Genomic DNA, 25,446 nt, shown 5'->3' with positions numbered 1-25,446 from the left:
ATCACAACAGTAATAAGGTTTGCCTTTCATCCATACTGACGATGCAAACGACGCGACCGGCGCGGGACCTGGATGTCCCTGAATCGATCCGGCGTCAGCCGTCGCCCAGCTGTTGCTGCTCAATCTGGTAGGCCATGCCGATAACCAGAGCCTGAGCCAGACACAGACTGGATGTCAGCGAGCGGAATCCGCGCACCTCGCTTTCCTTGACGTCGAAATAGACGGAGGAAATGGGGGCCAGCGGACTCAGCCGGCTGTCAGTAATACTGATAATGGGAACGCCGTTTTCGTAAGCCTTGATCACCGCCGCGCGGGTTTCCTGAGCGTAAGGGCTGTAGCTGATGGCCACCAGTACGTCGCTTTTGTCCAGAAACGCCGCCTGTTCCTGCAACATGCCGCCGCTGCCGTCGATCAAATACACTCTGCGTTTGATCTGACGCAGCGCGTAGGTGAGGTAAGAGGCGACGGAAAAAGAGCGGCGCATGCCGAGCACATGGATGGCTTTCGCGTTGTGCAGCAACTTGATGGCGGCGTCCATGCTCTCGCCGGACACCATCTCCGGCAGATGCTCCAGACTGAGCAGATTGCCGTTGACGAACTCATTGAGAATGGTGTGCGAGGTCACTTTGCCGGAATGCACTGGTTGCGCGCTGGAGAGACGGATGCGTTCGCGGTAGCTGGTGCTGTTCTCCACCAGTTTCTGCCGGAACAATTGCTGCATTTCACTGAAGCCGTCGTAACCGAACGCCGCCGCGAAGCGAATCAATGCAGAGGGCGTGACTTCCGCTTGTTCTGCAATGACGGAAACCGTCTCCATCGCCACGGTGCTGGGATGGTCCATGACGAACTGCGCGATTTGCTTGAGCCGTTTGCTGAGGTCGTTGTAACGCTCAGTGATGGCCTGCTGCAGTTCTAATAGGTTGGTAGGCTTAATCGCGGTGGACAATTCGATTCTCCGGCAATGAAAATGAAATACAGTGTCGCCAATCCTACAAGAAAGTTTCAGTGCGGAGCGAGCGTAAATTCACTTCCGGATTGCGCGGAAACCGCGCGGGCGAGGCGATAACAAGAAGAAGCGGGCTGTGCGAAAACGCTGAAATAGGTTTGGAATGACTGATTAAAGGCGTTCACACGGCCTCCGGTTTATTGGCTTCTTGTTGTTCTACGGCGTTCCGATAATGGAACGTATGATCCATCCTATTTAAAAAAATAGCGCTTTTCAAACTTTTTGTTCCAAAAAATATGAAAATGGAATTTTCTCTTCTGTCTCCTGTTTGTCCAGCGATAAGCCTGTGTTTTAAGGGCTTGTTTAATCCACAAGATTTGAAATTAGTGGTTTAAGAGAAAAAATATTGAAATTTTTATTTCGTTTGTGGAATGATTGTTTTAATCTTGAATCACAGGTTGCGCTCTGGCGTTCAGTCGAAGAAGCGGCGTTGCGCAGCGGTGAAAACAACAATCTCATCCTGATGCAGACAGGTATCTAAATCGCAGGTGGCTATGAGCAAGAAGACACTACGAATCGGCCTCATCGGTAGCGGCTATATGGGCAAGGCGCACGCAATTGCGTTTCGCTCAGCGCCCGCAGTATTTGAACTTTCAGCGGATATTGAACTTGCAATGCTGGCGGATATCAGCGCTGAACAGGCGGCCGCGAAAGCCGCGGTGATGGGGTTTAAACGCTCAACCGGAGACTGGCGCGAACTGGTCAATGATCCTGATATTGATGTAGTGGATATCTGCTCCCCCAACTGGCTGCATAAAGAAATGGCGCTGGCGGCCATCGCCGCCGGCAAGCATGTTTACTCGGAGAAACCCCTGGCGCTGAATGCGGCGGATGCGCGCATGATGACGGAGGCGGCGGAACGAGCAGGAGTGAAGACGCTGGTTGGCTTCAACTATGCGAAAAACCCGACAGTGAGCCTGGCGCGGGAAATCATCCGCAGCGGCGAACTGGGAGATATCGTGCACTTCCGCGGCACCCATAATGAAGATTATCTCTGTGATCCCGAGGCGCCGTTCAGCTGGCGCCTGAAGCGCGAGTTCTCCGGCTCTGGCACTCTGGGCGACATGGGCTCGCACATTATTAATATGGCGCAATACCTGGTCGGCGATATCACGGACGTGGTGGCGGATCTGAAAACCGTGCATAAGAAACGCCCCATCGCCAACGCGCCCGGTGAGTTCGGCGAAGTGGAAAACGACGATCAGGTTCACCTGTTGGCGCGCTTCGCCAACGGTGCTCAGGGGACGCTGGAATCCAGTCGCATCGCCTGCGGACGCAAGAACTCGCTATGGTTCGAAGTGACCGGAACCCTGGGCACGTTGATTTATGATCAGGAGCGGTTGAGCGAGTTGCAGTTTTACTCCCGCAAAGACGCCGGGCCGCGAGAAGGCTTTCGACGCATATTAGTTGGCCCGGAACATCCGGATTACGCCAATTTCTGCGTATCGGCGGGCCATGGCCTGGGTTACAACGACCAAAAAGTCGTGGAAGTGCGGGATCTGGTGGAAGGCCTGTGCGCAGAACGCCCCATGTGGCCGCAATTCCGCCATGCCTATGAAGTGAACCGGGTGCTGGATGCGGTGGAGCTGTCCCACCAGGAACGCCGCTGGGTCAGTATCGAAGAAATCGCCTGAGGCGCCGGCGACACTCAGGCAAATACAATAACAGAAACATTCATTATCAAGTTCGTAGAGGAGAGCCCGATGTCGCATCTGTTACGCAAAGCCAGACGGGAGCAACAGCAACGTATCCACGTCACGCCGGAAAATGCGTCCTGGAAATACGTGGGATTTCAGGCGCTGGCGTTGCAGGCGGGGGAGACCTGGGAAGGCGAGTTCGCCGACGCGGAATGCTGTCTGGTGCTGGTGGCGGGAAAAGCGACGGTAGGGGCTGGGGCGGAGACGTTCGCGGACATCGGCGAGCGCATGTCGCCCTTTGAAAAATTACCGCCCTATGCGGTGTATATTCCTCCCGCCACGCGTATTCGCATCGCTGCGCAAACGGATCTGGAAGTCGGTCTGGGCCTGTCTTCACAGGTTACCGGGCAATATCCGGTGCGGCTGATCAAACCGGATCAGGTGGCGGTGATGAATCGGGGCGAGGGCTCAAATCTGCGCCGCATCCATAACATTCTGATGCTGGACCAGCCGGCGGAGCGACTGCTGTTGACCGAAGTGTTCACGCCCAGCGGCAACTGGTCGAGTTATCCACCCCACAAACATGATTCTGACCGCCTGCCGGAAGAGTCTTATCTGGAAGAAACTTATTATCACCGCGTCAATCCGGCCCAGGGATTTGTGTTTCAGCGGGTCTACAACGACGACCGCTCCCTGGATGAAACTATGTCCGTGTACGACGGTGATTGTGTGATCGTGCCCGAGGGTTATCACCCGGTCGGCGTGCCCCACGGCTATGAATCCTATTACCTCAATGTGATGGCGGGACCCGTTCGTGACTGGAAATTCCACAACGATCCAGATCACGAATGGATTCTGACTTCATCATGAAGCCCTCTCGCTGCGACCTGTAGAGCGTCATAGGCGCTTAGCCTATTAACATGGCAATAACATTGGCATGTTAAAAATCAGGCGGCCACCTGTCCCGGTGGCTTTTTTTATTCAGGCGGGGCGCCTCTTGTGAAAACGCCTGCTCCCCGGTAGCGTATGTTCGAACGTTTTCCTTCGTACTATGCTGACGGACAAGCTGCTTTCGCTAATTTATCTGAACAGGACTGGACTTGTGCGTCAGGCGCAGTCCGCCGCGCAGACGTATTCTGTGCTTGGTTTTTATCGAAACAGAGGAGATCGGGCGATGACGATGGTGATTGATGAGGAGAAGATTGACGAAGCCGTATTGGCGCTGCTGCATTTGACGCTGCATCAGGGCAATCGGGCCTGGAAAAGCTTTGACTGGGAAGTTATGAACCGACTCTACGAAAAGGGATTGATCCACGACCCGGTGGAGAAAACCAAATCCGTCGCCTTGACCGAACGAGGCATGCAGGAGTCCGAGCGTTTGTTCCAGCGTCTATTCGTCAAGAAAGAGCAGGAGTAACTTTCTAAACGGGACGCGGCCTCATAACCGTTGAAAGAATTCCGGCCGTCCACTGAACCACTCGATTAATAGTTCCTTGAAATAAATCAGCTTCTTCGGCTGATAGCGTTGGGCGGGAAAGACCACGAACAACGTGTGGGTGTGGGAAGGGTAATCCTCCAGCAGTCGCACCAGCCGCCCGCTTTGAATATCTCTATAAGCTTCATAAAACGGCAGCTTGGTGACGCCGAGTCCTTCCACAGCGCATTGCCGCATCATGGGATACTGATTGGCGGCGATTTCCGCCTGTATCGGCACGCTGATTTCGCGCTCGGGGCCGGTAAAGCGCCATTGGCTCAGTTGCTGGTGTTGGTTATGGACGATGCAGGGAAAGCGCGTCAGTTCCTCCGGCGTCTCCGGTTTGCCGTGGCGCGTGATGAATTCAGGGCTGGCGCAGATGGCGTCCACCATGGCTCCCAATGGTCTCGCCACCAGATAAGGGTCGGGCTGGGGCGTGGCGCGAATGGCGAGATCGAACTCCTCCGCGATCAGGTTGCGGCTCTCATTGGCCAGATCTATCTGCACTTTTACCCGGGGATAACGCAACCGGAACAGTTTTAGAATCTCCGGCATCATGGAGATGCCCAATGAAACGGGGCAGGTGAAGCGCAGTACGCCCACTGTGTCCTCATTCAGGTCGCTTACCACTTCTGTGGCCTGACGAAACAACGCCTGAATCTCCGTGCTGTAGCGAAACAGCGCTTCACCAGCTTCCGTGAGACGTAAACTGCGGGTGGTGCGATGCAGGAGCTGTGTCTGCAGCAGCGCCTCCAGCGCTTTAACCTGCTTGCTGACCTGGGACTTTGAGCTGTTCAGGCTATCGGCCGCCTGAGTGAAACTGCCGTCCTGCGCTACCTGATGAAAGGCGGCGACCCATTCGAGATGAGCGAGTAAGTTCTGCATATTGTTTCTATCTGGAAACAGTGAGTTGGTTTTTAGCTAGATTATCCCAGTCTATTTTTGCATTAAAGTGCTTTCATCAACAATCAATGTGGAGAAAGCACAATGAAAATCGTAGTAATCGGCGCCACCGGAACCATCGGCAAAGCCGTTGTAGAAAACCTGCAGGATAGGCACGAAGTGATCAAGGTCGGCAAGAGCGGCGGCGACTATCAGGTGGATATTGCCGATGAGACGTCCATTCGGACGCTGTTCGAGACTATCGGCGAGTTTGATGCGCTGGTCAGCGCAACCGGCGACCTGGCGTTCGCGCCGCTGACAGAGATGACTTCCGAGCAGTGGGATATGGGGCTGCGCAGTAAGCTGATGGGACAGATCAATCTGGTGCGTCATGGTCTGAAGTATGTCCGCGATCGGGGCTCTTTCACGCTGACCAGCGGTATTCTTAGCATCGACCCTATCCTCTGGGGCGCAGCCGCCACCACCGTTAACGGGGCGCTGGAGCGCTTCGCCGTGGCGGCGGCGATCGAAGCGCCTCGCGGGGTGCGTATAAACGTCGTCAGCCCGACGGTATTAACGGAATCCTGGGATAAGTACGGTTCATTTTTCCCTGGTGAAACGCCAGTGGACGCTGCAAAGGTGGCGAAGGCGTTTCAAAAATCCATAGAAGGCGCGCAGACCGGCAAAGTAATTTATCTGCGTGGTTAGAACGATATACTCTGGCCTCTAATGCGCTCGGAGCCTCGGGCGCAAGTAGAGGTTCTCAATAGCCAGACAGGGTCTGACATTTGCAGGCCCTGTCGTTGCAGACAAACTAGAAGGAAGCTATTTGTCTGCCTGATTAATAGTGGTGAAATACTTGGCGGCGGGCTGGGTTAAACCGGCGTTGCGTCGACGAGGAGTGGGCGCCGCTGCGGCTGGCGCTTTTTGGAAGAGGTGCATGATCACGGCGAAAAAGTGGGTCTGTACTGCAAAGCGCTGGGCGCCGCCGACGTTCCGGCGTCGTAAACGGCCCATGCTTCTCAGACCCTAAAAAGCAGACGCGTACTCCCCCTCGGATCAACGACGCCTGCGTACGATTGGTGGCGTTTCGTTCTATCGCCTTATCTTGAGCCGTCAGCCAGTTTTTCCGGCGCCTTATTAATATGACAATGATATTGGCATGTTAATACTCAGGCGCATGGATGCGCCTGCGCGGCGGCCAGCCGCGGGAGACAGGGCCTGACATGTGCGGGCCCTGTCGTTGCAGACAAATAGAAGGAAGCTATTTGTCTGCCTGATTAATAAGCAGCGAGGAATAGTTGTTCTTGGATGACAGCACGACCTTGCTGCGCCCTTCGCCTTTGAACAAGGTCAGGATATTGTGGTGATTGGCGTTATCGGAAAAGCTGCGGATATTCGCCTGCACTTTGTTGAAGTCCTCTGGCGCATTCTTCAGTTCAAAGACGACCCGCGTTTCATGATCGCCCAGGTTGACGTTAGCGGGACTCAGCTTGATATCGACGCCGTCGATACTGAGTTGCACTGTATCCAGAAGGTAGTTCGTGAGCTGACGCTCCTGCTGCTCCCGTGTGAAGCGCTCGCCGCTATTGCCTGTCTGTAGTTGATTCAGGGTGGCGGAGACGCCGGCTTGCGCCAGCACGGCGGTCAATCGCCAGACATTGTCCTCGCCGCGGGACAGGTTGAAGAACGACATGAACGTGTAGTGCGCGGAGGCAGGGGGCGCTGACAGCGCCAACCAAAGCAGTGTCAGGGCCAAAGAGTTATATTTGCGCATTCCGCCTTACTCCACGATTAACTGTTGTTTCGCCATAACGCCTTTCAGGCAGCGCGGTATGTTCACGTCTTCCGCCGAAGAGGAGTGATAGTGATACATGCCGGTCGGGTAGTGAATGGTGGGGCCGAAATGGCCGTTGCACTCATCCAGGTTGGTTGGTGTAGCGCCATTCGATTCCAAGTGTGTGTAAATGGGGAATCCATCCATCGCGTAGGCCACCAGATCGCCGGAACCTTTCGGATACACCGCTTCGCAGCGAACGTCGCCGATATGATGCCTGGCGTAAATCTCATTAATGGTTTCCGGGAAAATATGGGAATGGTAGAAGCCCTCGTTAATATGTCCGCCGCAGGCGTCCAGGGCTGGCATACTGCCGGTTCCGGTGGGCGCGCCGGGAATGCCGTTGGCTACTGAGGGCGGTAAGCCGTTGATGGGCATCCCGATCAGGGATAAGCCGACAATCTTGGATGCGTCGTCCATGGGCGTGGATTCCTGGGCATGCCAGGAGAAGACGGGAATCATGTATGAGAGTTGCAGTTCGTTATCGGGTTCGACCTCAATGCAGTAGGACAAGTCTGGGTCCAGATTAGGTATTTCGCCGGTTTTGATCATGATGAAGCGGATGGCGCCGTCGTCGTCCACGATATCGTAGCCGTCCGCCTCCATGTCCTCGAACAGATCCCTTTTCAAAACCCGCAAACCGGGATTGGTCGCCCCGTCATAAGGGTAAACGCCGCCGATATCATTGATGGTTTCCGGGCAGAAGGGGCCGACCTCCACCGGATTGCTCTTAACCTTCAGCCTGTAGCACCAGGATTGGTAGCCGTTGCTCAATTCACAGCGCTCCATGGAGATATCCTCCAGAAAGTGCTCTTTATCGAAATAGGAAGGTATCAGCGCGGGGAAGAAATACCCCCTTGCCGACTGGGCTTCCTGGGCTTGCGCTGCAACGCCCCAGGCTCCCGCCAGCACAGTGGCGAGGGTGAACGTGTGGATGGAGATTGAGCGTATTTTCATATCAGTTCCCTTTTTTGACTGGTGAATAGTTCCTGTATGTGAGCGCTTGCTATATCTCTTCGGCGAATGGATTCGCACTTGTTTTGTTGTGAAGAACGCACAATGACGAACCCGCTATGGCGTCTGGCCCGGTATGTGGCCGAGCGACGCGGCTAGCGAGGCGGAAAGGCTGGCGTCGACATAAGCGGTTTCCTTTGGCGTTGATATTCCTTCGCTCTGATGCCGGACCAGGGTGACTGAAGCTGTGACGGCGCCAGGACTGGCAATCAGGATGAGGGAATTATTCCAAAGGCGCGGTTAACGACTGGTTAATTTGCAGCCAGAAATTTAACGAAGGCGCGCATGCATCGGGACCGGGAATTATGTGGAGCGGTAGATCGCCAATTCCCGTTTGGCGCGTTCAGTGTCTGAGTCGGCGATGGCTCTGGTTGCGCGCAGGCTTTCAAGATAGCTGGACGGCAGTCGCAGCGCCTCGGCGCCCCGCAAGACATGCTCCAGATACCAGTCGAAGGGGAGGAGGTATGCGTCGGTAATAGTTGCAACGTAAGTGAGCGCTTGCATAACGGCTTTGTTCTCTGTCGTTATGCTGAGGTCGGCTGGATCATAGCCGTTACCGGCGCCTTCAGCGAGATCAAGAGCATATCGGTCCTGCTCGTCGATCAGGAACAGACCGCCGTAGACCACGTCCTCAATTGTCCCGGTATGGAAAATATCGCACTTGGCGGACGCATCCCGGCCAACCTTGTGAAAACGCAGTTGATAACCTGCTAACCAGCCCGTACCCATGAGCTGGGCGCTTGGCGTGCGGGCGCGCAAACGGAGCAGGGACATGTTGGAGCCATAGGCGAAATAGGTGAATTGCGAGGCGGCGTCCATATCAGAACTGGATGAATTTCTGAATGAGCATCGGCTCGTAACCGAACAGGGCGCTGAGATGATGCAGATAGGCATGCTGGCCTTGTCCCTGCCAGACGCCGCTGACTTTCTGCCGTATTTGTCCGTAACGCTCCAGCAGGGATGCGGTATCGTCAGACTGGGTGGGAATATCCTCGCCGAATGACTGGATCAACGCCAGCCAATGGGCGCTGACTCCCATGATGAAATAAGGCCAGGTCTTCTGCAGGTGAGGCTCCCAGTTGGGATCACTGGTGGCCTGCAGGTCGGAAGTCGGATCGCGGTAGCCGCATTTGACCACTAACTGATTGAGATCGCCGCTTTGCAGGAGTTGCGCAACGATCGGCGAACTCTCCAAGCCTTTGAAGACCCGGCCGGCGGTGTTTGGGTCTGTATAAAACAAAAGACTGAACTGATGGCCGGCGGCGTCCGGCGCGGCGCGGCGGTGAAAGCGCCATAACGGCAACGCTCCCGCATGCTGCGCCAGCACGGGCGCGACCACTTGATCCGCCAACAGCAGGTCCATGTTCCAGTTTGGATCGCCGTTGTCGTTAAAGGGCATTCTGAAGCAGGCGCGCCACCAGAATTGCTCTTGCGTTGGCGTGATGGGATGAACGCCGGGAGTCGTTAAACCCGGTTTGCTTGGTGTGGGTTGATGGGCGCAGGCGGCTAGCCCGAGCAGTGTCAATAAAGCCGCCATGAGACGCAGGAACGACGTGGCCGTCCATCCCGCCAGATTGAGCTTGCGCATACCTGGCGAGGGCGGCGCTGGGGTGGCTGTCTGCATGGCGGACTCCTGTGGTTGGTTTAGGCTCCGTAGTTACTCAGCGTATCCCGCAGAGCGGAAATCAGATCGTCGCGAATTTCCTGTGGCTCCATTACATTGCACTCCGCGCCCAGATTCATCAACCAGTTACGTAGCTGGATAGTGCGTCGCACTTTGGCGGTGAGAATGTAAGAGCCGCTCTCATCGGTGGCGGGTTTGATTTTCTGGTCCACGGCGATGGGGTTTTCGCTCAGGTCTGATATCAGATTGCTGTAGGGGTTAGCCGGCGTGATGCGCAGCTTCATGGAGTAAACCGAGTTGTCTTCCGGATCGATGAACACGTCCATTTTGCCCGCTTCCAGATAGTCGCGCAGTCGGAATTTCTTGGGCACGCGGGAGCTGCGCTGATCCATGGTGATGCGTTCAATCTTGTGCAGCAGGAAGTGTCGGTAGGCCCCTGGTGTGTCGATGTCTTCATCTTTTTTCGCCACCAGATAAATTTTCGGCAGCAGGATCGCGACCCCAAAGGGGTGGGCGCGATACTCTTTGCCGCGATAAGTGAACAGCACCTGTTTGTTTTTCAGAATAGCGCGATAGATCGTGTCCAGATGCTCAATATCAAAGTCCGCAGGCTGCAGACGCTGGCCGCGCTGATAGAACTCCACGGAATCCCGCAGACGGTTATACAACTGCGGCGACAAGGATTTCTCCGACTGCTCCAGACGCTCCTCCGCCTGGGCGAAAAAGCGCTCCAGCTCCGATATCGTATTGCGCGGCAGCAGGTTGGACAGATGCTTCTTGGCCATGGCGAAGGCGATGGCCATGTACTGAGGCATCTTTTCATAGTCGTATTGCAGGGTGGAGTAGGGGTCTAGTTTCCATAGCAGGCTTTTGCCAACGCCCCTTACCACTTCCAGGCCGAACTCGTTGCCGGGCTCGTCGTCTTCGTCCTCCATTTCGTTTTTGCCGTACAGGAAATTCATATCGCGCTGGATCAGGCGCTTCTGTGAATTCGGGTCGCCGCCCTCTTCCATATAGTCCGCGGAAATCAGATGGTTTATGATCTCTTCGGTGGATTTGGGCGCTCTGGCTGATTTCAAATAAGCCAGGATGGATAAGCGGCGTAGAAAAGTTCTCATCAGTTCCCCATAAAAACTTTGCGAAGACTAAAGAATACATTCTTTTGCGACATCAATGGTCGTTTTACTTCCTAATCTAACTCCTGTAGACGAAATAAACCATCTCGGGAGAAAGAAAAATGTATAGAGTCAATGCGTTTACCCAAAAAGGAGCCAAATTCCGCTTCCGCATCCAGAGCGAAAGCGTCGCCGATTTGCATGACATCCTGGACCGCATCTTCGAAGGTCGCAAAATGCGTCTGGTTGTCGTTGAACCGGTGGTATGACGAATGGCTTTCCCTCTCCGGGGCCGGCGCGTCGTCTGCAGTAGCCGCCTCCCCGGACATTTCCCGATTCGCCCCAGGTTAGCGGCGACTTCATAGTAAAAACTCCCCATCCGCCTCTCAAGCTATTGATTACGCATTTGTAAGCGCGTGTAACTTTTCTCCGGCATTAAAAATTTTACTGTTATTCCTCATGCTAGATCTGTACAATTAGCGACCATTTTTTATTCACTGCAAAGCAGCCCCCCTGATAGGTCCCGAATTAATGTCTTCAACTGATTCTGCAACCGCGCTGTCGAAAGATTTCGCTTCTCTTGGTTTATCTGATTCTCTTTTGTCCGCTCTTAAAGACGTGGGTTACGAGCAACCCTCACCGATCCAGGAGCAAAGTATTCCCCTGTTGCTGCAGGGCGAGAGCATTTTAGGGGTGGCGCAGACTGGTACCGGCAAGACAGCGGCTTTCGCTCTGCCGTTGTTGGAAAGACTTGATCCAAAGATCCAGTCTCCACAAATTATCGTGCTGGCTCCCACCCGGGAACTGGCGATCCAGGTGGCGGAAGCCTTCAAAAGCTATTCCCGTTATCTGCCTGACTTCACAGTACTGCCGATCTACGGCGGTCAGGATATGCGCGGACAATTGCGCTCTCTGAAGCGCGGCGTGCAAGTTATTGTCGGCACGCCTGGCCGCGTGTTGGACCATTTGCAGCGCAAGAGCCTGGATTTGTCGCAAATCCGCGCGGTTGTGCTGGATGAGGCCGACGAAATGCTGCGTATGGGTTTTATCGACGATGTTGAGGAAATCCTCTCCAACGCGCCCGGCGAATGCCAGTACGCGCTGTTCTCCGCGACGATGCCTCCCGCAATCAAGCGCGTGGCGGAAAAATATCTGAAAGGGGCGAAAGAAGTTCGCATCGCCGCCAAGACTTCCACCGTTGAGCGTATCAGCCAGCACGTACTGATGGTTGATAACTCCCACAAACTGGATGCGCTGACCCGCGTACTGGAAGTTGAAAACTTCGAAGGCATGATTATTTTCGTGCGCACCAAGTCCGCCACCACAGAACTGGCTGAGAAACTGCAGGCGCGTGGCTACGCCGCTGAAGCACTGAATGGCGATCAGACCCAGAAGATCCGTGAACAGACCATCGACCGTCTGAAGAAAGGCCGTCTGGACATCGTTGTCGCGACTGACGTTGCGGCCCGTGGTCTGGATGTAGAGCGCATCGGTCTGGTTCTGAACTATGACATTCCTTACGACACCGAAGCGTACGTTCACCGTATCGGTCGTACCGGTCGCGCGGGTCGTGAAGGTAAAGCCATCCTGTTCGCTGCGCCGAAAGAGCGTCGCCTGTTGCGCGCCATTGAAAGCGCCACCAAGCAACCGCTGACTCCGTACGAAGCGCCTTCCGCTGAAAAAATCAGCGAGCAGCGCATCCAGCAGTTCCAGGAAAACCTGCACCGCACTCTGGACGGCCAGGATCTGGATTCCATGAAAAAGGTGGTGCTGGATTTCTGTAAAGAGAATGAATTGGCGCTGGAAGATGTCGCCGCCGCGCTGGCGTTCCGTCTGCAGGTAGAACAGCCGTTGTTCCCGATCCTGAAGGATCTGCCGAAGCTGGATAAAGACTTCCGTGGTCGTGACCGTGATCGTGACGGCCGTGGCCGCAACCCTCGCGACCGTGATCGTCGTGGTCGTGAAGGCCGTGAAGGTCGTGATTCGCGTCGCGACGACGGCATACCGAGAGAACGCTATCGTATCGAAGTGGGCCGCTCCCACGACGTTAGCCCTGGCGATATCGTCGGCGCTATCGCGAACGAAGCGAACATTGAAAGCAAGTACATTGGCCACATCGCCATTTACGACAACTTCAGTACCGTTGAGTTGCCTGAAGGCATGCCGAAAGAAGTGCTTCAGCACCTGCAGAAAGTACGTATTCGTCAGCAGCTGATCAATATGAAGCCGGATGCTGGCAAGCCTGAGCGCAAGCCCCGCAGCGGTAGTGGTCGTGGCGGTCCTCGTCCTTCTTCCAAACGTCCGCGCTCGTAAGACTTAGCCCGCCGATCTAACGGCGGCGCTCAAACCAGTGGGGTGGCTTTTCGCTACCCCACTGGCGTTGACCGGTCTTTTTCTGATTCCGCACCTCCTCGTTTCTTCCCCCCTGTTTTTCATAACTATCCTTGCCATATTAATAGTTTCTCCCAGTGACATGGAGCAATGGCGCTGTTCGCTTTGAGTTTGTCCAAGAGATTTTCTTGTGGCGGGGAAAGGCGTATCAAGAGGGAGCTAAACGGACGCGAGAGGCGCGCGCCCGTTCTGCGTTTGCAGTGAGCCTGCAAGTTTACAGCGGCATAGGCTTGTGAATGTGGTAGCCCTGTACGAAGTCCACGTCCAGACTCTTCAATCGTTCCACGGTTTCTTCATTCTCCACGAACTCCGCCACGACGTTCAGACCCATAATGTGGGCGACTTCTGTGATGGAGCGGACCATGGCCAGGTCCACGGGGTCGCTGAGAATGTCGCGGACGAAGCTGCCGTCGATTTTCAGGGAGTTCACCGGCAGGCTTTTCAGGTACGAGTAAGATGAAAACCCGCTACCGAAATCGTCCAGAGCGAACTTGATGCCTTTGGCGCGCATGTTCTGCACCAGGGCGGTGGTTTCCACCAGACTGGAGATGGCGGAGCTTTCCGTGATTTCAAAACAGACTTTATCCAGTGGAATACTGTATTTGGTGAACGCGGTCAGCAGGAAGTCGGCGAACTCCGAATCATTGATGGTCTGGCTGCTAAGGTTGATATTGACCTGACTCAGCCGCTCCAACTGACCCGGGCGCGCATGCAGCCACTTAAAGTAGGCGTCAATGACCCAACGGTCCAGTGAGCGAATGATATTGTAGCGCTCGGCCGCCGGCAGGAAGGCGCCGGGAGGCAGTATGTCCGCTCCCTGCTTTAAGCGCACCAGAATTTCATAACGTTCTCCGCGCAGCTCAGGTTTCAGTGCGCCAATGTTCTGTTTATAGAGCACCAGCTGATTTTGTTTAATGGCTTCCTGTAGTGCGGTGACCACCTGCATCTCGCTTTGACGGCGAATGATTTCCCCGGTCTTTTCGTTATGCACGATGATGCGGTTGCGGCCGGCGTCCTTGGCGGCGTAACAGGCGGTGTCGGCGAGGCTGAATATCTCCTCGATGGAAGGCGTCGCCGCGGTAATCGGCACAATGCCGATGCTGACGCCGACGCTGAATACTTTTTCTTTCAGCGCGAAGCGGAATTCGCTGACTTCGTTGCGCAACCGGTGGGCGATCTCCGACGCCTTTTCTATGCCGCAGCGCTCCAGCAGGATGCCGAACTCATCTCCGCCCAGGCGGGCGAGTGAATCACGCTCCCGCAGATGCTGGCGGAACATAACGGCGATTTGGCGCAGCAGTTCGTCGCCGGCGGCGTGGCCGGATGTGTCGTTGACAATCTTGAACTGGTCCAGGTCCATGAACAGCAATGCATGTTGCAGCCCTTGCTCACGGGAGCGCACCAGTGCGTTATTGAGACGGTACTCAAACTCAGTACGATTGAGCAGGCCGGTCAACGGGTCGTGACGGGCCAGATAGTGCAACTGCTGCTCGTTTTCCTTTTTCTCGGTGATATCGACGATAGAGCCTTCCACAAAGCCTGCGCCGCCGGGCGTGACAACCTGACGGGCGAAAATGGTGGCCCAGAATTGCTTGCCGTCGAGACGCTGGCAGCGGGCTTCAAAGCCAAACACATGGCCGTATTGCTTCAACGATAGGAAAAACAAGCGACGCGCGTCTTCCTGGAGGGGAATCATGCCGCTCAGGTCGCGGGTGTTGCTGACTAATTCTTTCTCGTTGCATGCGCCCAGTAGCTGGGCGAACGCCGGGTTGCAGGCCATCAAGGCGCCTTTGGCGTCGAGACGAAACATGCCTTCCAGAGAGTTTTCATAGATGGCGCGGTATTTCTCCAGGTTTTCCGTGGCCTGCAACTGTGCGAACTCACGTGCGGATTTTTCGCCTTTCAAGCGATCCGCCAAAGCCAGACTGAGCGCTAACACCATGCCGACGACGCCGAACTGGGTGGCGTGGCCGGTCAGGCTGTTCAACGGCAGCAAACCGACTTTCCCGGCGCAAAATACGATGGATGCGAATACCAGGAAAGTGTAGGCCAGTGTGAAATAACGCGCCGGACGAAAGTTGGAGCGCAGCAGATAAAGACCTGTGAGGTAACCAAACATAGGCGTTATGGCGATGTTCAACAGAGACAGTTTGAGCATAGCCGTGTTGGAGGCGAAGAACGCCAGCAGCGCGCACAGCAGACACCAGCCGGCGATGTGGGCGAACCCCCGCGCAATGGCTGGCAAACGTTCCGGCAAGGACAGAAAGCTGCGAGTGAACAGCGCCAGCGCCGCGAGGCAGAGGTTGATGAAGAAGACCAGACTTTTGGCGTTCCAGGTTGGGTTGTCCGGCCAGAAATAGGCGTACGCCAGCCCGCACAGGGAGGCTTCCGCCAATGCATAGCCGCCCAGAGCCGCTGTGAAATACAGATATCCTTTATCGCGCAGAAACAGGAACAGCATCAGATTATAAGCGGCCATGATGCCAATGACTCCCAGCAGTGCGCCGGACAGACTCGCCTCTTTGTGGTTGTAGGCGGTGAACTGAGACGGCTCCCACAGGCTCATGGGAACCTGGATGGAGGAGGTCGCGTCAACCTTGATCACCACTTCGTAGCCGGTGTCTCCCGCCAACTGCAGGGGGAAGACGAAATTCGGGTGGTTGATCGGGCGTTCATGGAATGGACGCTGAGCGCCGCTGCTGATGGCGTACTCCGGTTGGCTTTCTCCCAGCCGGAACAGGAACAGTTCAATATTATCCAGCAGTGGGTTGCCCAGGTTGAGAAACAGCTCGCGGCTGTCGCTGCTGCGGTTCAGAAGACCGAAGGCGAACCAGTGTTCTTTGCCGGTGAAGCCGAAATTGATCTGCGACGCGGAGATCTTCGGCGCTATGCGCAGAGACTGTCGCGCCTGCTCCAGTTCAGATGAGCCGATCTCTGCGGCGAAGTGGCGCACCTGTGGAATGGTCGGCGGGAACTCGCCGGCATGGACGTTCACGTCGTCGGCTTGCGCGTGCAACGACATCAAGCACAACAACGCCATAGCGGCGACGGCTGACAGCGTGTGCGCAAGGCGAGGAGTTGGATACATCTGGAAAATAATCGAACGCCGGCTCATACCTGGAGATACTGCAATGGAAGGCCACTAAAATAGGCGATGCGGCGCTCTGTTGAAAGCGGTAAACGTGAACTACTGTAATATTATGCTTGGCGCTACAGGCGATAGCCGCCGGACTCCAGCGCGGCGATCATTTCCTGAGTCAATAAACGGTACCCTCTGGTTTCGGGCGCCCATAGATAAACCTGATCCTCCGGCTTATTTAATTGATAGCCGTTTTTTTGCAGATCCACTTTGCGGTATTTGAAGGTGCCGGTTTTAGCGATGCTGGGCGTGACGCGGATGAAGACCGGTATGGCGTAAGCTGGCAACGCCTCCTGCATGGCCTGCGCCAGTTGTCGCATATCCGGGCCGCGTTGTTTGTCCTTCGCCACAATGGCCGCCATGCCGGCTTTGCCGCTCATGTTGGGAATCTCTACGCCGTAGACCACGGCTTCTTCCACGTCGTCCAGCTTGTCCAGCGCGTTTTCCACTTCCGTGGTGGAGACGTTTTCCCCTTTCCAGCGAAAGGTATCGCCCATACGGTCCACGAACTGCAGGTGACGCCAACCGATTTCCCGCAGCACGTCGCCGGTGTTGAACCAGGCGTCGCCTTTGCGGAAGGCGTTGCGGATGATGGCTTTCTCCGTCGCTTCCGGCTGTGTGTAGCCTTCGAAGTTCCATCTCGGCGTGATTTTACCCAGCAGTAATCCCGGCTCGCCTTTGCTGACTTTCTGCAGTTTGCCCTTGTTGTTGCGAACCGGTTCCCGCGAGCCCTCATGAAACTTCACCAGCGCGTAAGGGGCGGTGGAAAATCCGACGGTGTTGTCCAGATTCAGAAAGTTGCTGAAGCCGACATTGCCTTCGCTGGCGGCGTACAGCTCCGCGATCTGCTCAATGCCGAAACGCTCCTTGAATTGACTCCAGATAGATGGCCGCAGGCCATTGCCGATCATCTTTCTCAGGTTGTGGTGACGATCCTGGGGGCCTGGTGGCTGCGCCAGCAGGTAGCGGCACAGTTCGCCGACATAACCAAAGCAGGTGGCCCGATACAGGCGCACGTCGCTCCAGAATTCACTGGCGGAAAACTTGCGGCGGATGGCGATAGCGGACGCGCCCGCCAGCGCCGCGCCCCAGCACACCAGCAGTCCGGTGCCGTGATACAGGGGCAGGGGGGCGTAGACGACGTCTTTTTCCGTCAGCGCCAGCGACATATGGCCAAAGCCGCCATAAGCCTTGAACCATTTGCGATGGCTGCTGGGAGCGGCCTTCGGCAGGCCGGTGGTGCCGGAGGTGAACAGGTACACGGCGGTGTCGCCGGCGAGTGGGTGATCGCTGATAACCGGATTCACGTCGGGATAGTTTTTGATCATGGCGCCCAGATCCACATATCCCCCCGGCGCTTCAGAGTGATCCTTGAGCGTATCCGCGTCCGCCAGAAAGAGCATGTGTTGCGGGTCTGCGGCGATGTCGATCTGGGACGCGGCGGAAGCGACAGCCTCCAATTGCTCTTCTCCTACGACAATGAGTTTGGGACGCGTGAGGCGCAGGCAATGAGCCAGGGCGTCTCCGCGCAGGGAGGTGTTGATCATGGCCCCGGCGGCGCCAAGTTTCAGCGCGCCGGCCAATGCCGCCAACAGTTCCGGTCGATTCTCCAGGTTAAATGCAATGACATCGCCACGGGCGATGCCGCGGGCGCGAAAATAGTGAGCGAAACGGTTGGCCCAGGCGTTGAACGCCTGATAGCTGATGCGCCGGTCGCGGTAGAGAACGGCGTCGCAGTCGCCATGGGCGTTCGCATTGCGTTCGATGATGTCGCCGATGGCCAGGGCTTTGTCCGGCTTGAGCAGGGCGTAGTAGTAATAACCTTTGAGCAGGGAAGGCAGTTTCTGGGCGACAAAGGGCAGTTGACGCGCCAGATCTCGGGCGGATATGCGGCCTTCCTGCGGCATGGTGCGGTCCTCTTGTTTTTCTGTCTTTAATAGGGGCGGGTCCGGTACTGCTTTTCAATGTTAGTCAATAATCCCGACTAGTCGACAAACAAATCCGTCATCAACGCCTGACCTGCGTCGGGGTTGTAGGTGTAGGCGGAAAAGTCCGTCACACCGGCGTCACGCAGTACTTGTTCGTCAATCAGCCATTCGCCGCTGCGGCGCTGTGTTTTGTCGGACAGTATGGCGTAGGCGGCGTCCGCCATGATCTCCGGGCTGCGCGCGCGATCCAGCGCCTGTTTGCCGCCTGCTTCGAATTCAACGGCGGCGGTGGCGATCAGGGTTTGCGGCCACAGGGAATTCACGGCGATGTTGTAGCGACGGAATTCCTGCGCCATCCCCAGGGTCAGCATGGACATCGAATATTTGGTGAGGGTGTAGGGAGAATACTGTGCGAACCATTTGGGGTTGAGATTGACCGGTGGCGACAGATTGAGAATGTGCCCCAGTCCGGATTTCTTCAGCCAGGGCAGGGCGGCCTGGGCGGTCGCCATCACCGCGCGGGTATTGACCTGATGCATCAAGTCAAAGCGCTTCATGGGCGTATGCTCCACCCCGGACAACTTAATGGCGCCGGCGTTATTGATGACGGCGTCCACCCCTCCGAACGCTGCGGCAGTGCGCTCCACCATCTCCTTCACCGCGTTTTCGTCACGGACGTCAAGCTGCACGGGCAGCGCCTTGCCGCCCGCTTGCTCGACTTCCTGCGCCACGCTATGGATAGTGCCGGGAAGTTTGGGATGAGGTTCGGCGGATTTGGCCGCCAGGGTAACATTAGCGCCGTCCCGGGCGAAGCGCAGGGCCATGGCGCGCCCGATGCCGCGAGAGGCGCCGGTGATGATAATGGTCTTATTGTGCAGAGGTTGCATGGGGTGATCCTTGTTTGTTGTTTTTATGTAATGACTAATCCGCGCTGAGGGTGACCAGCAGCTCACGGATTCTGACCTGATCGCCGGTTTTCACTTTGACCTCCGTCACCACGCCTGAGATATCCGCTTTCAGCGGATGCTCCATTTTCATGGCTTCCAGCACCACCAGCGTGGCGCCTTTCTCCACCTGCTGTCCCGGCTCGACCAGCACATCCACGATACGGCCGTCCATGGAGGCGCGGATGCTGCCGTCGCCAGCGACATCGCCTGCTTCAGCCGGGGCGTGGGTCAGGTCTTCAAACTCATAGACGCAGCCGTCGAGATGCATGGATAGACGATTTTCTTGCCGTAAATAGCGCACCCGGCGGCGCAGACCGTCACATTCGAACAGCGCCTGCTCCGGCTCAATACTGTGTAATCCGAGAGTGAGGACGCGCTCGTCAAGTCTGACCTGGAAAGCGCCATTTTCCTGCGCTTCCAGCGCCAGCTCCCAAATATCGTCGCTGCTGCGCAGTTCGTAGGGCCATGATTGATAGCCGGCGCTGCGCCAGTTGCAGTGAGGATGAGCGGCGTCGCTCTGGTGGTGGAAAATCAGCGCCGCCAGCGCCACGACTAAATCCGCCGGTGTTTGTGGCGACAATGAGGGATCGTCCTTGAACTCATTGGCGAGAAAGCCGGTATTGGCTTCGCCTCGTTGAAATGTGGGGTGTTTGAGAATATTGGCCAGAAAGCGCTGATTGCCGGTGACGCCGAACAGCAGGCTGTCTTCCACGGCCCGTATCAGGCGGCGACGGGCTTCTTCCCGGTCCGCGCCCCAGGCGATGATTTTCGCCAGCATGGGGTCGTAATGGGGCGTAATGGTTTGACCCTCTTTGACGCCATCGTCGATGCGTACGCCTTCGTTCCGCGCCGGTCGCCAGCGTTGAATGCGGCCGGTCTGGGGCAGAAAATTCTGCTGCGGATCTTCCGCATACAGACGCACTTCCATGGCGTGCCCTTGAATGCGCACTTGTTCCTGAGTGACTGGTAATGCTGAGCCGGCGGCGACCTGAATCTGCCACGCCACCAGATCAAAACCAGTGACCAGTTCAGTAACGGGGTGCTCCACCTGCAGACGGGTGTTCATTTCCAGAAAATAAAACTGCTTGTCCTGATCTACCAGAAATTCCACGGTGCCCGCCCCGACATAACCGCAGGACTGGGCGGCTTTCACCGCCGCCGCGCCCATACGCTCGCGCAGCTCTGCGTCGACGAAGGGGGAAGGCGCTTCCTCTACGACCTTCTGGTGCCTGCGCTGCACGGAGCAGTCCCGTTCACCCAGATACAGGGCGGAGCCATGAGAATCGGCGAATACCTGGATTTCGATATGACGGGGTTTTAGTAAGGCTTTTTCCAGAATCAGTTCGTCGCTGCCGAAGGCGTTGAGGGCTTCCGAGCGCGCCGTTTTGATTTGCTCCGCCAACTCTGCTTCGCCCTGCGCCAGGCGCATGCCGCGACCGCCGCCGCCGGCGGAGGCCTTGATCATGACCGGGAAGCCAATGCGTCCGGCCTCGGCTATCAATGTGGCGTCGCTTTGGTCCTCGCCTTCGTAGCCGGGAATACAGGGGACTTCCGCATCCTGCATCGCCAGCTTAGATAGGCGTTTGCTGCCCATCAGGGCGATGGCGTCGGCGGGAGGACCGATAAAGGTCACGCCGGCGTCTGCGCACAGCTCTGCAAAACGGGCGTTTTCTGAAAGAAATCCATAGCCGGGATGCACCGCGTCGGCGCCGCTCAGGCGGCAGGCGGCGAGGATTTTATCGCCATCCAGATAGGACTCCGCCACGGGCGCCGGGCCGAGTCGCACCGCTTCGTCCGCCAACAAGGCGTGAGGCGCGTCGCGGTCCGCGTCGCTGTAGACGGCGACGGTGCGAAAGCCGAGGTCGCGGGCGGTGCGGATCACCCGACAGGCGATTTCGCCCCGGTTGGCGACCAGTATCTTCGTGATCATTGCGCCCACTCCGGGTTGCGTTTCTGCATGAACGCCTGCGCGCCCTCTCTGCCTTCCGGGCCCTGGATGGCGCGGGAGAAGTCGGCGGCGGCGCGATCCAGCAGCGTTTCCAGTTCAGTGGACTCTACATCCAGCAAAAGCTTTTTCGTGACAGCGCTGGCCTGGGGCGCGCAGCGTCTAATCTGCGCCAGGATCGTCGCCAGCTTTTCCGCCAAATCATCGGCGTTTGCGACGCACTCATGAGCGATGCCGAGTCTTGTCGCTTCTTCTCCGTCGCAGCGTACGCCCAGCAGCGCCAGACGACGGGCTTGGGTGAGGCCGATGCGGCGCGCCACGAAAGGTGCGATTTGCGCAGGAGGAATGCCCAGCCCTGTTTCCGGCAGGCCAAAGCGGGCGCTGCTCAGGGTGATGGCGACGTCGCTGACGCAGGCCAGTCCGAAGCCGCCGCCCAGCACTGAGCCTTCCAGTAACGCTACCACTGTCTGCGACGCCTGATTGACGCGCGTGATCATGCGTCCGAACTCCCGGTTCAGCGCCTGGAATGGATCGCTGTTTCCTGACCCCGCCTCGGCGCGGGCGGCGGCCATGTCGGCGATATCTCCCCCGGCGCAGAAGTGACTGTCGGCGCCGCGCAGAACCATGGCGCGAATACTGTCGTCGGTATCGGCGTAGTCGAATAGCGCCATGATCTCGCGCACCATCTGCAGGCTCATGGCGTTGCGGACCTGAGGACGGTTCAGGGTGATGTGCAGGGCGTGGTCGCGCTGCTCGGCCAGCAGTGTTTCGGTGACGGGAAGACTCATGATTTATTCTCCTGTGGAATTGGCGCTGCGTTTGCCTGGCAGCGTTCCCATCAGCTTACAGATGATGCCAAGCATGATTTCATCGGCGCCGCCGCCAATAGAGACCAGTCGCACGTCACGGAACGCCCGCGACACCGGGTTGTCCCACATGTAACCCATGCCGCCCCAGTATTGCAGGCAGCTGTCGGTGACTTCGCGACCGAGGCGGCCCGCTTTCAGTTTCGCCATGGACGCCAGTTGAGTGACGTCTTTGCCCTGGATATACAGTTCGCAAGCTTGATAGGTGAGGGCGCGCAGGGCTTCGATTTCTGTTTGCAGCTCCGCCATGCGGAAATGAATGTATTGGTTGTCGATCAACGGCTGGCCGAAGGTTTTGCGCTCCCGGCAGTAGGCGATGGTTTGATTAACGCAGGCCTCCAAGGCCTTGATGGTGTTGGCGGCGCCCCACATGCGCTCTTCCTGGAACTGCACCATCTGCATCATGAATCCCATGCCTTCCGCGCCGATGCGATAGCGCTGGGGAATGCGCACGTCATCGAAAAATACCTGGGCGGTTTCGGAAGAACGCATGCCGAGTTTGTCCAGATGCGGGGCTACTTCAATGCCCGGCAGGTTCATGGGGACGACCATCAGAGTTTTGTTCTTATGCGGTTTGTCGTCGCTGGTATTGGCCAGCAGGCACATGAAGTCAGCTTGCGGCGAGTTGGTGATCCACATTTTGGAGCCGTTGATCACATAGTCGTCGCCGTCTTTGCGGGCGCTGGTTTTCAGGCCGGCGACATCGGAGCCGGCGGAGGTTTCGCTCACGCCGATACAGCCGATCATCTCGCCGCGAATGGCGGGAGCGAGAAACTCACTTTTCAGTTCATGGGAGCCGAAGCGGGCGATGGCGGGGGTGCACATGTCGGTCTGTACGCCGATGGAGAGGGGCACGCCGCCGGCGCCGCAAGCGCCTAGCTCCTCCGCCGCGGCCAGGTTATAGCTGTAATCGAGTCCCAGGCCGCCGTATTCTTCCGGTTTATGAATGCCGAGCAGGCCCAGATCGCCGAGTTTTTTGAATATCTCGCGCATGGGGTAGGCGCCGGCTTTTTCCCATTCATCGATATGGGGCTGGATTTCGTTCTGCACGAAATTACGCACGGTGCGTCGCAGTTCGCTGTGTTCCTGAGTGAATATCATTGTTATTTTTCCTCTGTGTAAACCTGCCTCGTCGCGCCTGCGTCAGAAGCGCGCCACGCCAAAAGTATTGGGGCGCAGCGCTCTGCGCTCCGCCTCGTAACAAACATCCAGCAGCAACGCCAGAACGCGACGGGTGTCGCGGGGATCGATCAGCCCGTCATCCCATAAACGCGCGGTTCCGTAGAGGGCGCTGGAGCCTTGCTCAATTTTTTCCGCCGCGGTTTTCTCAATGTCGTCGAGCATCTTCGGGTCCGGCGTCAGGCCCAGTTTGGCCTGCTTTTCTTCGGTGACGATGCGGAGCACCTTGCCCGCCTGAGCGCCGCCCATGACGGCGGTGCGGCTGTTGGGCCAGGAAAAGATGAACCTTGGGTCCAGGCCTCGGCCGCACATGGCGTAGTTGCCGGCGCCGTAAGAGCCGCCGACCACCATGGTCAGTCGGGGAACCTTGGCGTTGGCCACCGCTTGCAACATCTTGGAGCCGTGCTTGATGACGCCGTTCTGTTCCGCATCCGTGCCGACCATAAACCCGGTGGTGTTATGGAAGAACAGGATCGCGGTATTGCTTTGCTCGCAAAGCTGGATGAACTGAGCGGCCTTGGCGGCGCCTTTGGGGGTGATAGGGCCGTTGTTGCCAATGACGCCGCAGGCCATGCCCTGAATGTGGAGGAAGCCGCATACTGTTTGATTATCGTAGAGCGGTTTGAAGTCCAGATACTCAGAGCCATCCGCGATGCGGGCGACGATTTCGCGTACGTCATAGGGTTTGCGGGCGTCGGCGGGAACCACGCCAAGCAGTTCTTCCGTTGGATACAGCGGTTCTTTCCAGGTGCGCGCAGGCGCCGGAGCGAGCTGATCGTTCCAGGGAATGCGTTTCAGAATATCCCGCGCCAGACGCACGCCGTCAGCGTCGTCCTCCGCCAGAAATTCTGCGGTACCGGCGATGGAGGCGTGCATCTCGGCGCCGCCCAGAGTTTCGTCGTCGGCGATTTCACCGGTGGCGGCTTTCAATAACGGCGGTCCGGCGAGGAACATTTTGGCTTTGTTTTTCACCGCGATCACATAATCGGACAGCCCGGGCTGATAAGCGCCGCCTGCGGTGGCGTTGCCATGCACCACGGTGACCTGGGGAAGTCCTGCGGCGGAAAGGCGGCACTGATTGGCGAAGCCCCGCGCGCCCTGCACGAAAATGTCCGTCGCGTAGTTGAGATTGGCGCCGGCGGATTCCGCCAGAGTGATCACCGGCAGCTTGTTCTCCATGGCGATCTGCTGTACGCGCAAGGTTTTTTCCAGTCCGGCGGGAGAAATCGCCCCGCCTTTGACGGCGCTGTTGCTGACGATGATCAGGCAGCGCACGCCTTGCACATAACCGATGCCCACGATGGAGCCGCCGCCGGCGTAGGAGCCGTCTTTGTCGTCATGCATCTTGTAGCCGGCGAGGGAGCACAGTTCCAGAAAAGGCGCGCCGCGATCAAGCAATAGATTCAGGCGCTCTCCGGGCAATAGCTTGCCTTTTTTATGAAACTTCTCGCGGGCCTCCAGGGCTTTCTCGCGCACTTTGCTTTCTATGCTGCGGAAGGATTCGATCGCCGTCATCATAGCGCTGCGGTTGGCGGCGAATTCTTCGGAATGAATGTCAATTTGAGAGGTGAGCTTCGGCATGGCGCGGTTCCGGCTGTTAATCGTCGAGGACTTTGGGTCGGACGGCGCGATGGAAGCCGTTGTAGACCGGTACGTTTTTCGCTTTCGGCAGCGGCCATACGCGACCGCCCTGGGAGGCGGCTCCGTCCACTCTCAAGGTGGCTCCGCTGATAAACGCCGCCGCCTCGCTGAGTAGGAAGCAGATGGCGGCGGAAACTTCGGCCTCCGTTCCCAGGCGTTTCAACGGCACGCCATTGGCCAGTGACAGCAGCATGGGTTTCATGCTGGCGTCGTAATGGTCCAGTCCGCTGGAGGCGATCCAGCCCGGCGCCACGGCGTTAACGCGGACTCCCGCCGCCGCCCATTCCACGGCGGCGGTTTTGGTGAAGTTGTCCATGCCGGCGCGGGCGGCCCCCGAGTGCCCCATGCCGGGCATGCCGCCCCACATGTCGGCGATAATGTTGACGATGGCGCCGCCCTGTTTATTGAGGCATTGGTTATACAGCTCGCGGGCCATCAGAAATCCGCCTACCAGATTGGTGCGCACTACGGTTTCAAATCCTTTTTGATTAATGGCTGAAAGAGGCGCGGGGTACTGACCGCCGGCATTGTTCACCAAGCCATGGACAGGACCCAGTTCCGCAAGTATTTCTGCGATGACCGCCTTCACTTTGTCTTCTTCGCGAATATCGCAGACATACGCGCTGGCGGCTCCGCCATCCTCATGAATCTCCGCCAGTACGCGCTCCAGCTTTTCCTGCTTGCGACCGATGATGGCGACTCGTGCGCCGAGCGCCGCGAGTTCGTGAGCGACGCAGCGCCCTATGCCGCTGCCCCCGCCGGTGACAATGACGGCGCGGTCAGCGAATGCGTTTTCCCGGAATACCGATTGATAGGGCATA

General features: G+C 57.2%; 23 protein-coding genes. 7 read left to right on the top strand and 16 right to left on the bottom strand.

The genetic code is table 11. The features are described from left to right. Positions 1 to 94: 94 nt before the first annotated feature. Positions 95 to 946: a MurR/RpiR family transcriptional regulator gene (locus tag HCH_RS25880; RefSeq protein WP_011399482.1), complete on the bottom strand. Its 852-nt coding sequence runs from the start codon at positions 944 to 946 to the stop codon at positions 95 to 97. A gap of 406 nt (positions 947 to 1,352) precedes the next feature. On the opposite strand from HCH_RS25880, the gene HCH_RS35070 reads away from it, so the two are divergent. The 4 genes from HCH_RS35070 (at position 1,353) to HCH_RS25865 (ending at position 4,060) form a co-directional block, all read left to right on the top strand. Further along, a complete protein-coding gene (locus HCH_RS35070) occupies positions 1,353 to 1,487 on the top strand; it encodes a hypothetical protein (protein WP_011399479.1) in 135 nt (44 codons plus the stop codon). A gap of 13 nt (positions 1,488 to 1,500) precedes the next feature. Further along, positions 1,501 to 2,640, top strand: coding sequence for a Gfo/Idh/MocA family protein (locus HCH_RS25875; RefSeq protein ID WP_011399478.1), 1,140 nt, complete (start codon positions 1,501 to 1,503; stop codon positions 2,638 to 2,640). A 69-nt stretch (positions 2,641 to 2,709) separates the two neighbouring features. Then, positions 2,710 to 3,513 carry a 5-deoxy-glucuronate isomerase gene (gene iolB, locus HCH_RS25870; RefSeq protein ID WP_011399477.1) on the top strand — a complete coding sequence of 268 codons (804 nt, stop codon included), beginning with the start codon at positions 2,710 to 2,712 and terminating at the stop codon, positions 3,511 to 3,513. 304 nt (positions 3,514 to 3,817) lie between these two features. Further along, positions 3,818 to 4,060: a DUF6429 family protein gene (locus HCH_RS25865; RefSeq protein ID WP_011399476.1), complete on the top strand. Its 243-nt coding sequence runs from the start codon at positions 3,818 to 3,820 to the stop codon at positions 4,058 to 4,060. Between the two features lie 21 nt (positions 4,061 to 4,081). Here the strand turns inward: HCH_RS25865 and HCH_RS25860 are convergent, their stop codons facing one another. Then, the gene (locus HCH_RS25860) at positions 4,082 to 5,002 is read right to left on the bottom strand and encodes a LysR family transcriptional regulator (protein ID WP_011399475.1); all 921 of its coding nucleotides are present in this window, start codon (positions 5,000 to 5,002) and stop codon (positions 4,082 to 4,084) included. Between the two features lie 102 nt (positions 5,003 to 5,104). On the opposite strand from HCH_RS25860, the gene HCH_RS25855 reads away from it, so the two are divergent. Further along, the gene (locus HCH_RS25855; protein ID WP_011399474.1) at positions 5,105 to 5,707 is read left to right on the top strand and encodes a short chain dehydrogenase; all 603 of its coding nucleotides are present in this window, start codon (positions 5,105 to 5,107) and stop codon (positions 5,705 to 5,707) included. A gap of 117 nt (positions 5,708 to 5,824) precedes the next feature. Here the strand turns inward: HCH_RS25855 and HCH_RS25850 are convergent, their stop codons facing one another. The 6 genes from HCH_RS25850 to HCH_RS25825 all read right to left on the bottom strand — a co-directional run bounded on the left by HCH_RS25850 (position 5,825) and on the right by HCH_RS25825 (position 10,592). Then, on the bottom strand, positions 5,825 to 6,016 hold the full coding sequence (locus HCH_RS25850) for a hypothetical protein (RefSeq protein WP_011399473.1): 192 nt from the start codon (positions 6,014 to 6,016) through the stop codon (positions 5,825 to 5,827). Between the two features lie 247 nt (positions 6,017 to 6,263). Further along, the gene (locus HCH_RS25845; RefSeq protein ID WP_011399472.1) at positions 6,264 to 6,776 is read right to left on the bottom strand and encodes a hypothetical protein; all 513 of its coding nucleotides are present in this window, start codon (positions 6,774 to 6,776) and stop codon (positions 6,264 to 6,266) included. Positions 6,777 to 6,782: 6 nt separating this feature from the next. Continuing rightward, positions 6,783 to 7,793, bottom strand: coding sequence for a YHYH protein (locus tag HCH_RS25840; protein WP_011399471.1), 1,011 nt, complete (start codon positions 7,791 to 7,793; stop codon positions 6,783 to 6,785). 360 nt (positions 7,794 to 8,153) lie between these two features. Further along, positions 8,154 to 8,669 (bottom strand): gamma-glutamylcyclotransferase family protein, encoded by a 516-nt coding sequence (locus tag HCH_RS25835; RefSeq protein WP_011399470.1) that lies wholly within the window; start codon positions 8,667 to 8,669, stop codon positions 8,154 to 8,156. A gap of 1 nt (position 8,670) precedes the next feature. After that, positions 8,671 to 9,474, bottom strand: coding sequence for a hypothetical protein (locus tag HCH_RS25830; RefSeq protein WP_011399469.1), 804 nt, complete (start codon positions 9,472 to 9,474; stop codon positions 8,671 to 8,673). 20 nt (positions 9,475 to 9,494) lie between these two features. Continuing rightward, a complete protein-coding gene (locus HCH_RS25825; protein ID WP_011399468.1) occupies positions 9,495 to 10,592 on the bottom strand; it encodes a helix-turn-helix transcriptional regulator in 1,098 nt (365 codons plus the stop codon). Between the two features lie 119 nt (positions 10,593 to 10,711). Between HCH_RS25825 and HCH_RS34325 the strand changes: the two genes are divergently transcribed. Further along, complete coding sequence (locus tag HCH_RS34325) at positions 10,712 to 10,858, top strand: hypothetical protein (RefSeq protein WP_158304996.1); 147 nt, start codon at positions 10,712 to 10,714, stop codon at positions 10,856 to 10,858. A gap of 262 nt (positions 10,859 to 11,120) precedes the next feature. Beyond that, entirely contained in the window at positions 11,121 to 12,902 is a 1,782-nt protein-coding gene (locus HCH_RS35065) for a DEAD/DEAH box helicase (protein WP_011399466.1), read from the top strand. Between the two features lie 292 nt (positions 12,903 to 13,194). Here HCH_RS35065 and HCH_RS25810 read toward each other — a convergent pair whose 3' ends face one another. From HCH_RS25810 to HCH_RS25775, 8 genes are all read right to left on the bottom strand, one after another. Continuing rightward, positions 13,195 to 16,095, bottom strand: coding sequence for an EAL domain-containing protein (locus HCH_RS25810; protein ID WP_011399465.1), 2,901 nt, complete (start codon positions 16,093 to 16,095; stop codon positions 13,195 to 13,197). Positions 16,096 to 16,190: 95 nt separating this feature from the next. Continuing rightward, positions 16,191 to 18,026: a long-chain-acyl-CoA synthetase gene (locus HCH_RS25805; RefSeq protein ID WP_011399464.1), complete on the bottom strand. Its 1,836-nt coding sequence runs from the start codon at positions 18,024 to 18,026 to the stop codon at positions 16,191 to 16,193. Positions 18,027 to 18,103: 77 nt separating this feature from the next. Next, positions 18,104 to 18,934 (bottom strand): SDR family oxidoreductase, encoded by an 831-nt coding sequence (locus HCH_RS25800; RefSeq protein ID WP_011399463.1) that lies wholly within the window; start codon positions 18,932 to 18,934, stop codon positions 18,104 to 18,106. A 34-nt stretch (positions 18,935 to 18,968) separates the two neighbouring features. Then, complete coding sequence (locus tag HCH_RS25795; protein ID WP_011399462.1) at positions 18,969 to 20,924, bottom strand: acetyl/propionyl/methylcrotonyl-CoA carboxylase subunit alpha; 1,956 nt, start codon at positions 20,922 to 20,924, stop codon at positions 18,969 to 18,971. Next, on the bottom strand, positions 20,921 to 21,727 hold the full coding sequence (locus HCH_RS25790; RefSeq protein WP_011399461.1) for an enoyl-CoA hydratase/isomerase family protein: 807 nt from the start codon (positions 21,725 to 21,727) through the stop codon (positions 20,921 to 20,923). The genes HCH_RS25795 and HCH_RS25790 overlap by 4 nt, the downstream gene beginning before the upstream one ends. 3 nt (positions 21,728 to 21,730) lie before the next feature. Beyond that, entirely contained in the window at positions 21,731 to 22,906 is a 1,176-nt protein-coding gene (locus tag HCH_RS25785; protein ID WP_011399460.1) for an acyl-CoA dehydrogenase family protein, read from the bottom strand. Between the two features lie 42 nt (positions 22,907 to 22,948). Further along, positions 22,949 to 24,565, bottom strand: a complete 1,617-nt coding sequence (locus HCH_RS25780) for an acyl-CoA carboxylase subunit beta (protein WP_011399459.1) — start codon at positions 24,563 to 24,565, stop codon at positions 22,949 to 22,951. Positions 24,566 to 24,581: 16 nt separating this feature from the next. Continuing rightward, a complete protein-coding gene (locus HCH_RS25775) occupies positions 24,582 to 25,445 on the bottom strand; it encodes an SDR family oxidoreductase (protein WP_011399458.1) in 864 nt (287 codons plus the stop codon). Position 25,446 lies beyond the last annotated feature (1 nt).

It is taken from the genome of Hahella chejuensis KCTC 2396, from assembly GCF_000012985.1.
Lineage (GTDB): Bacteria > Pseudomonadota > Gammaproteobacteria > Pseudomonadales > Oleiphilaceae > Hahella > Hahella chejuensis.
The sequence above is the reverse complement of the archived record's forward strand: the minus strand, read 5'-3'. Positions and strand labels throughout refer to the sequence as shown.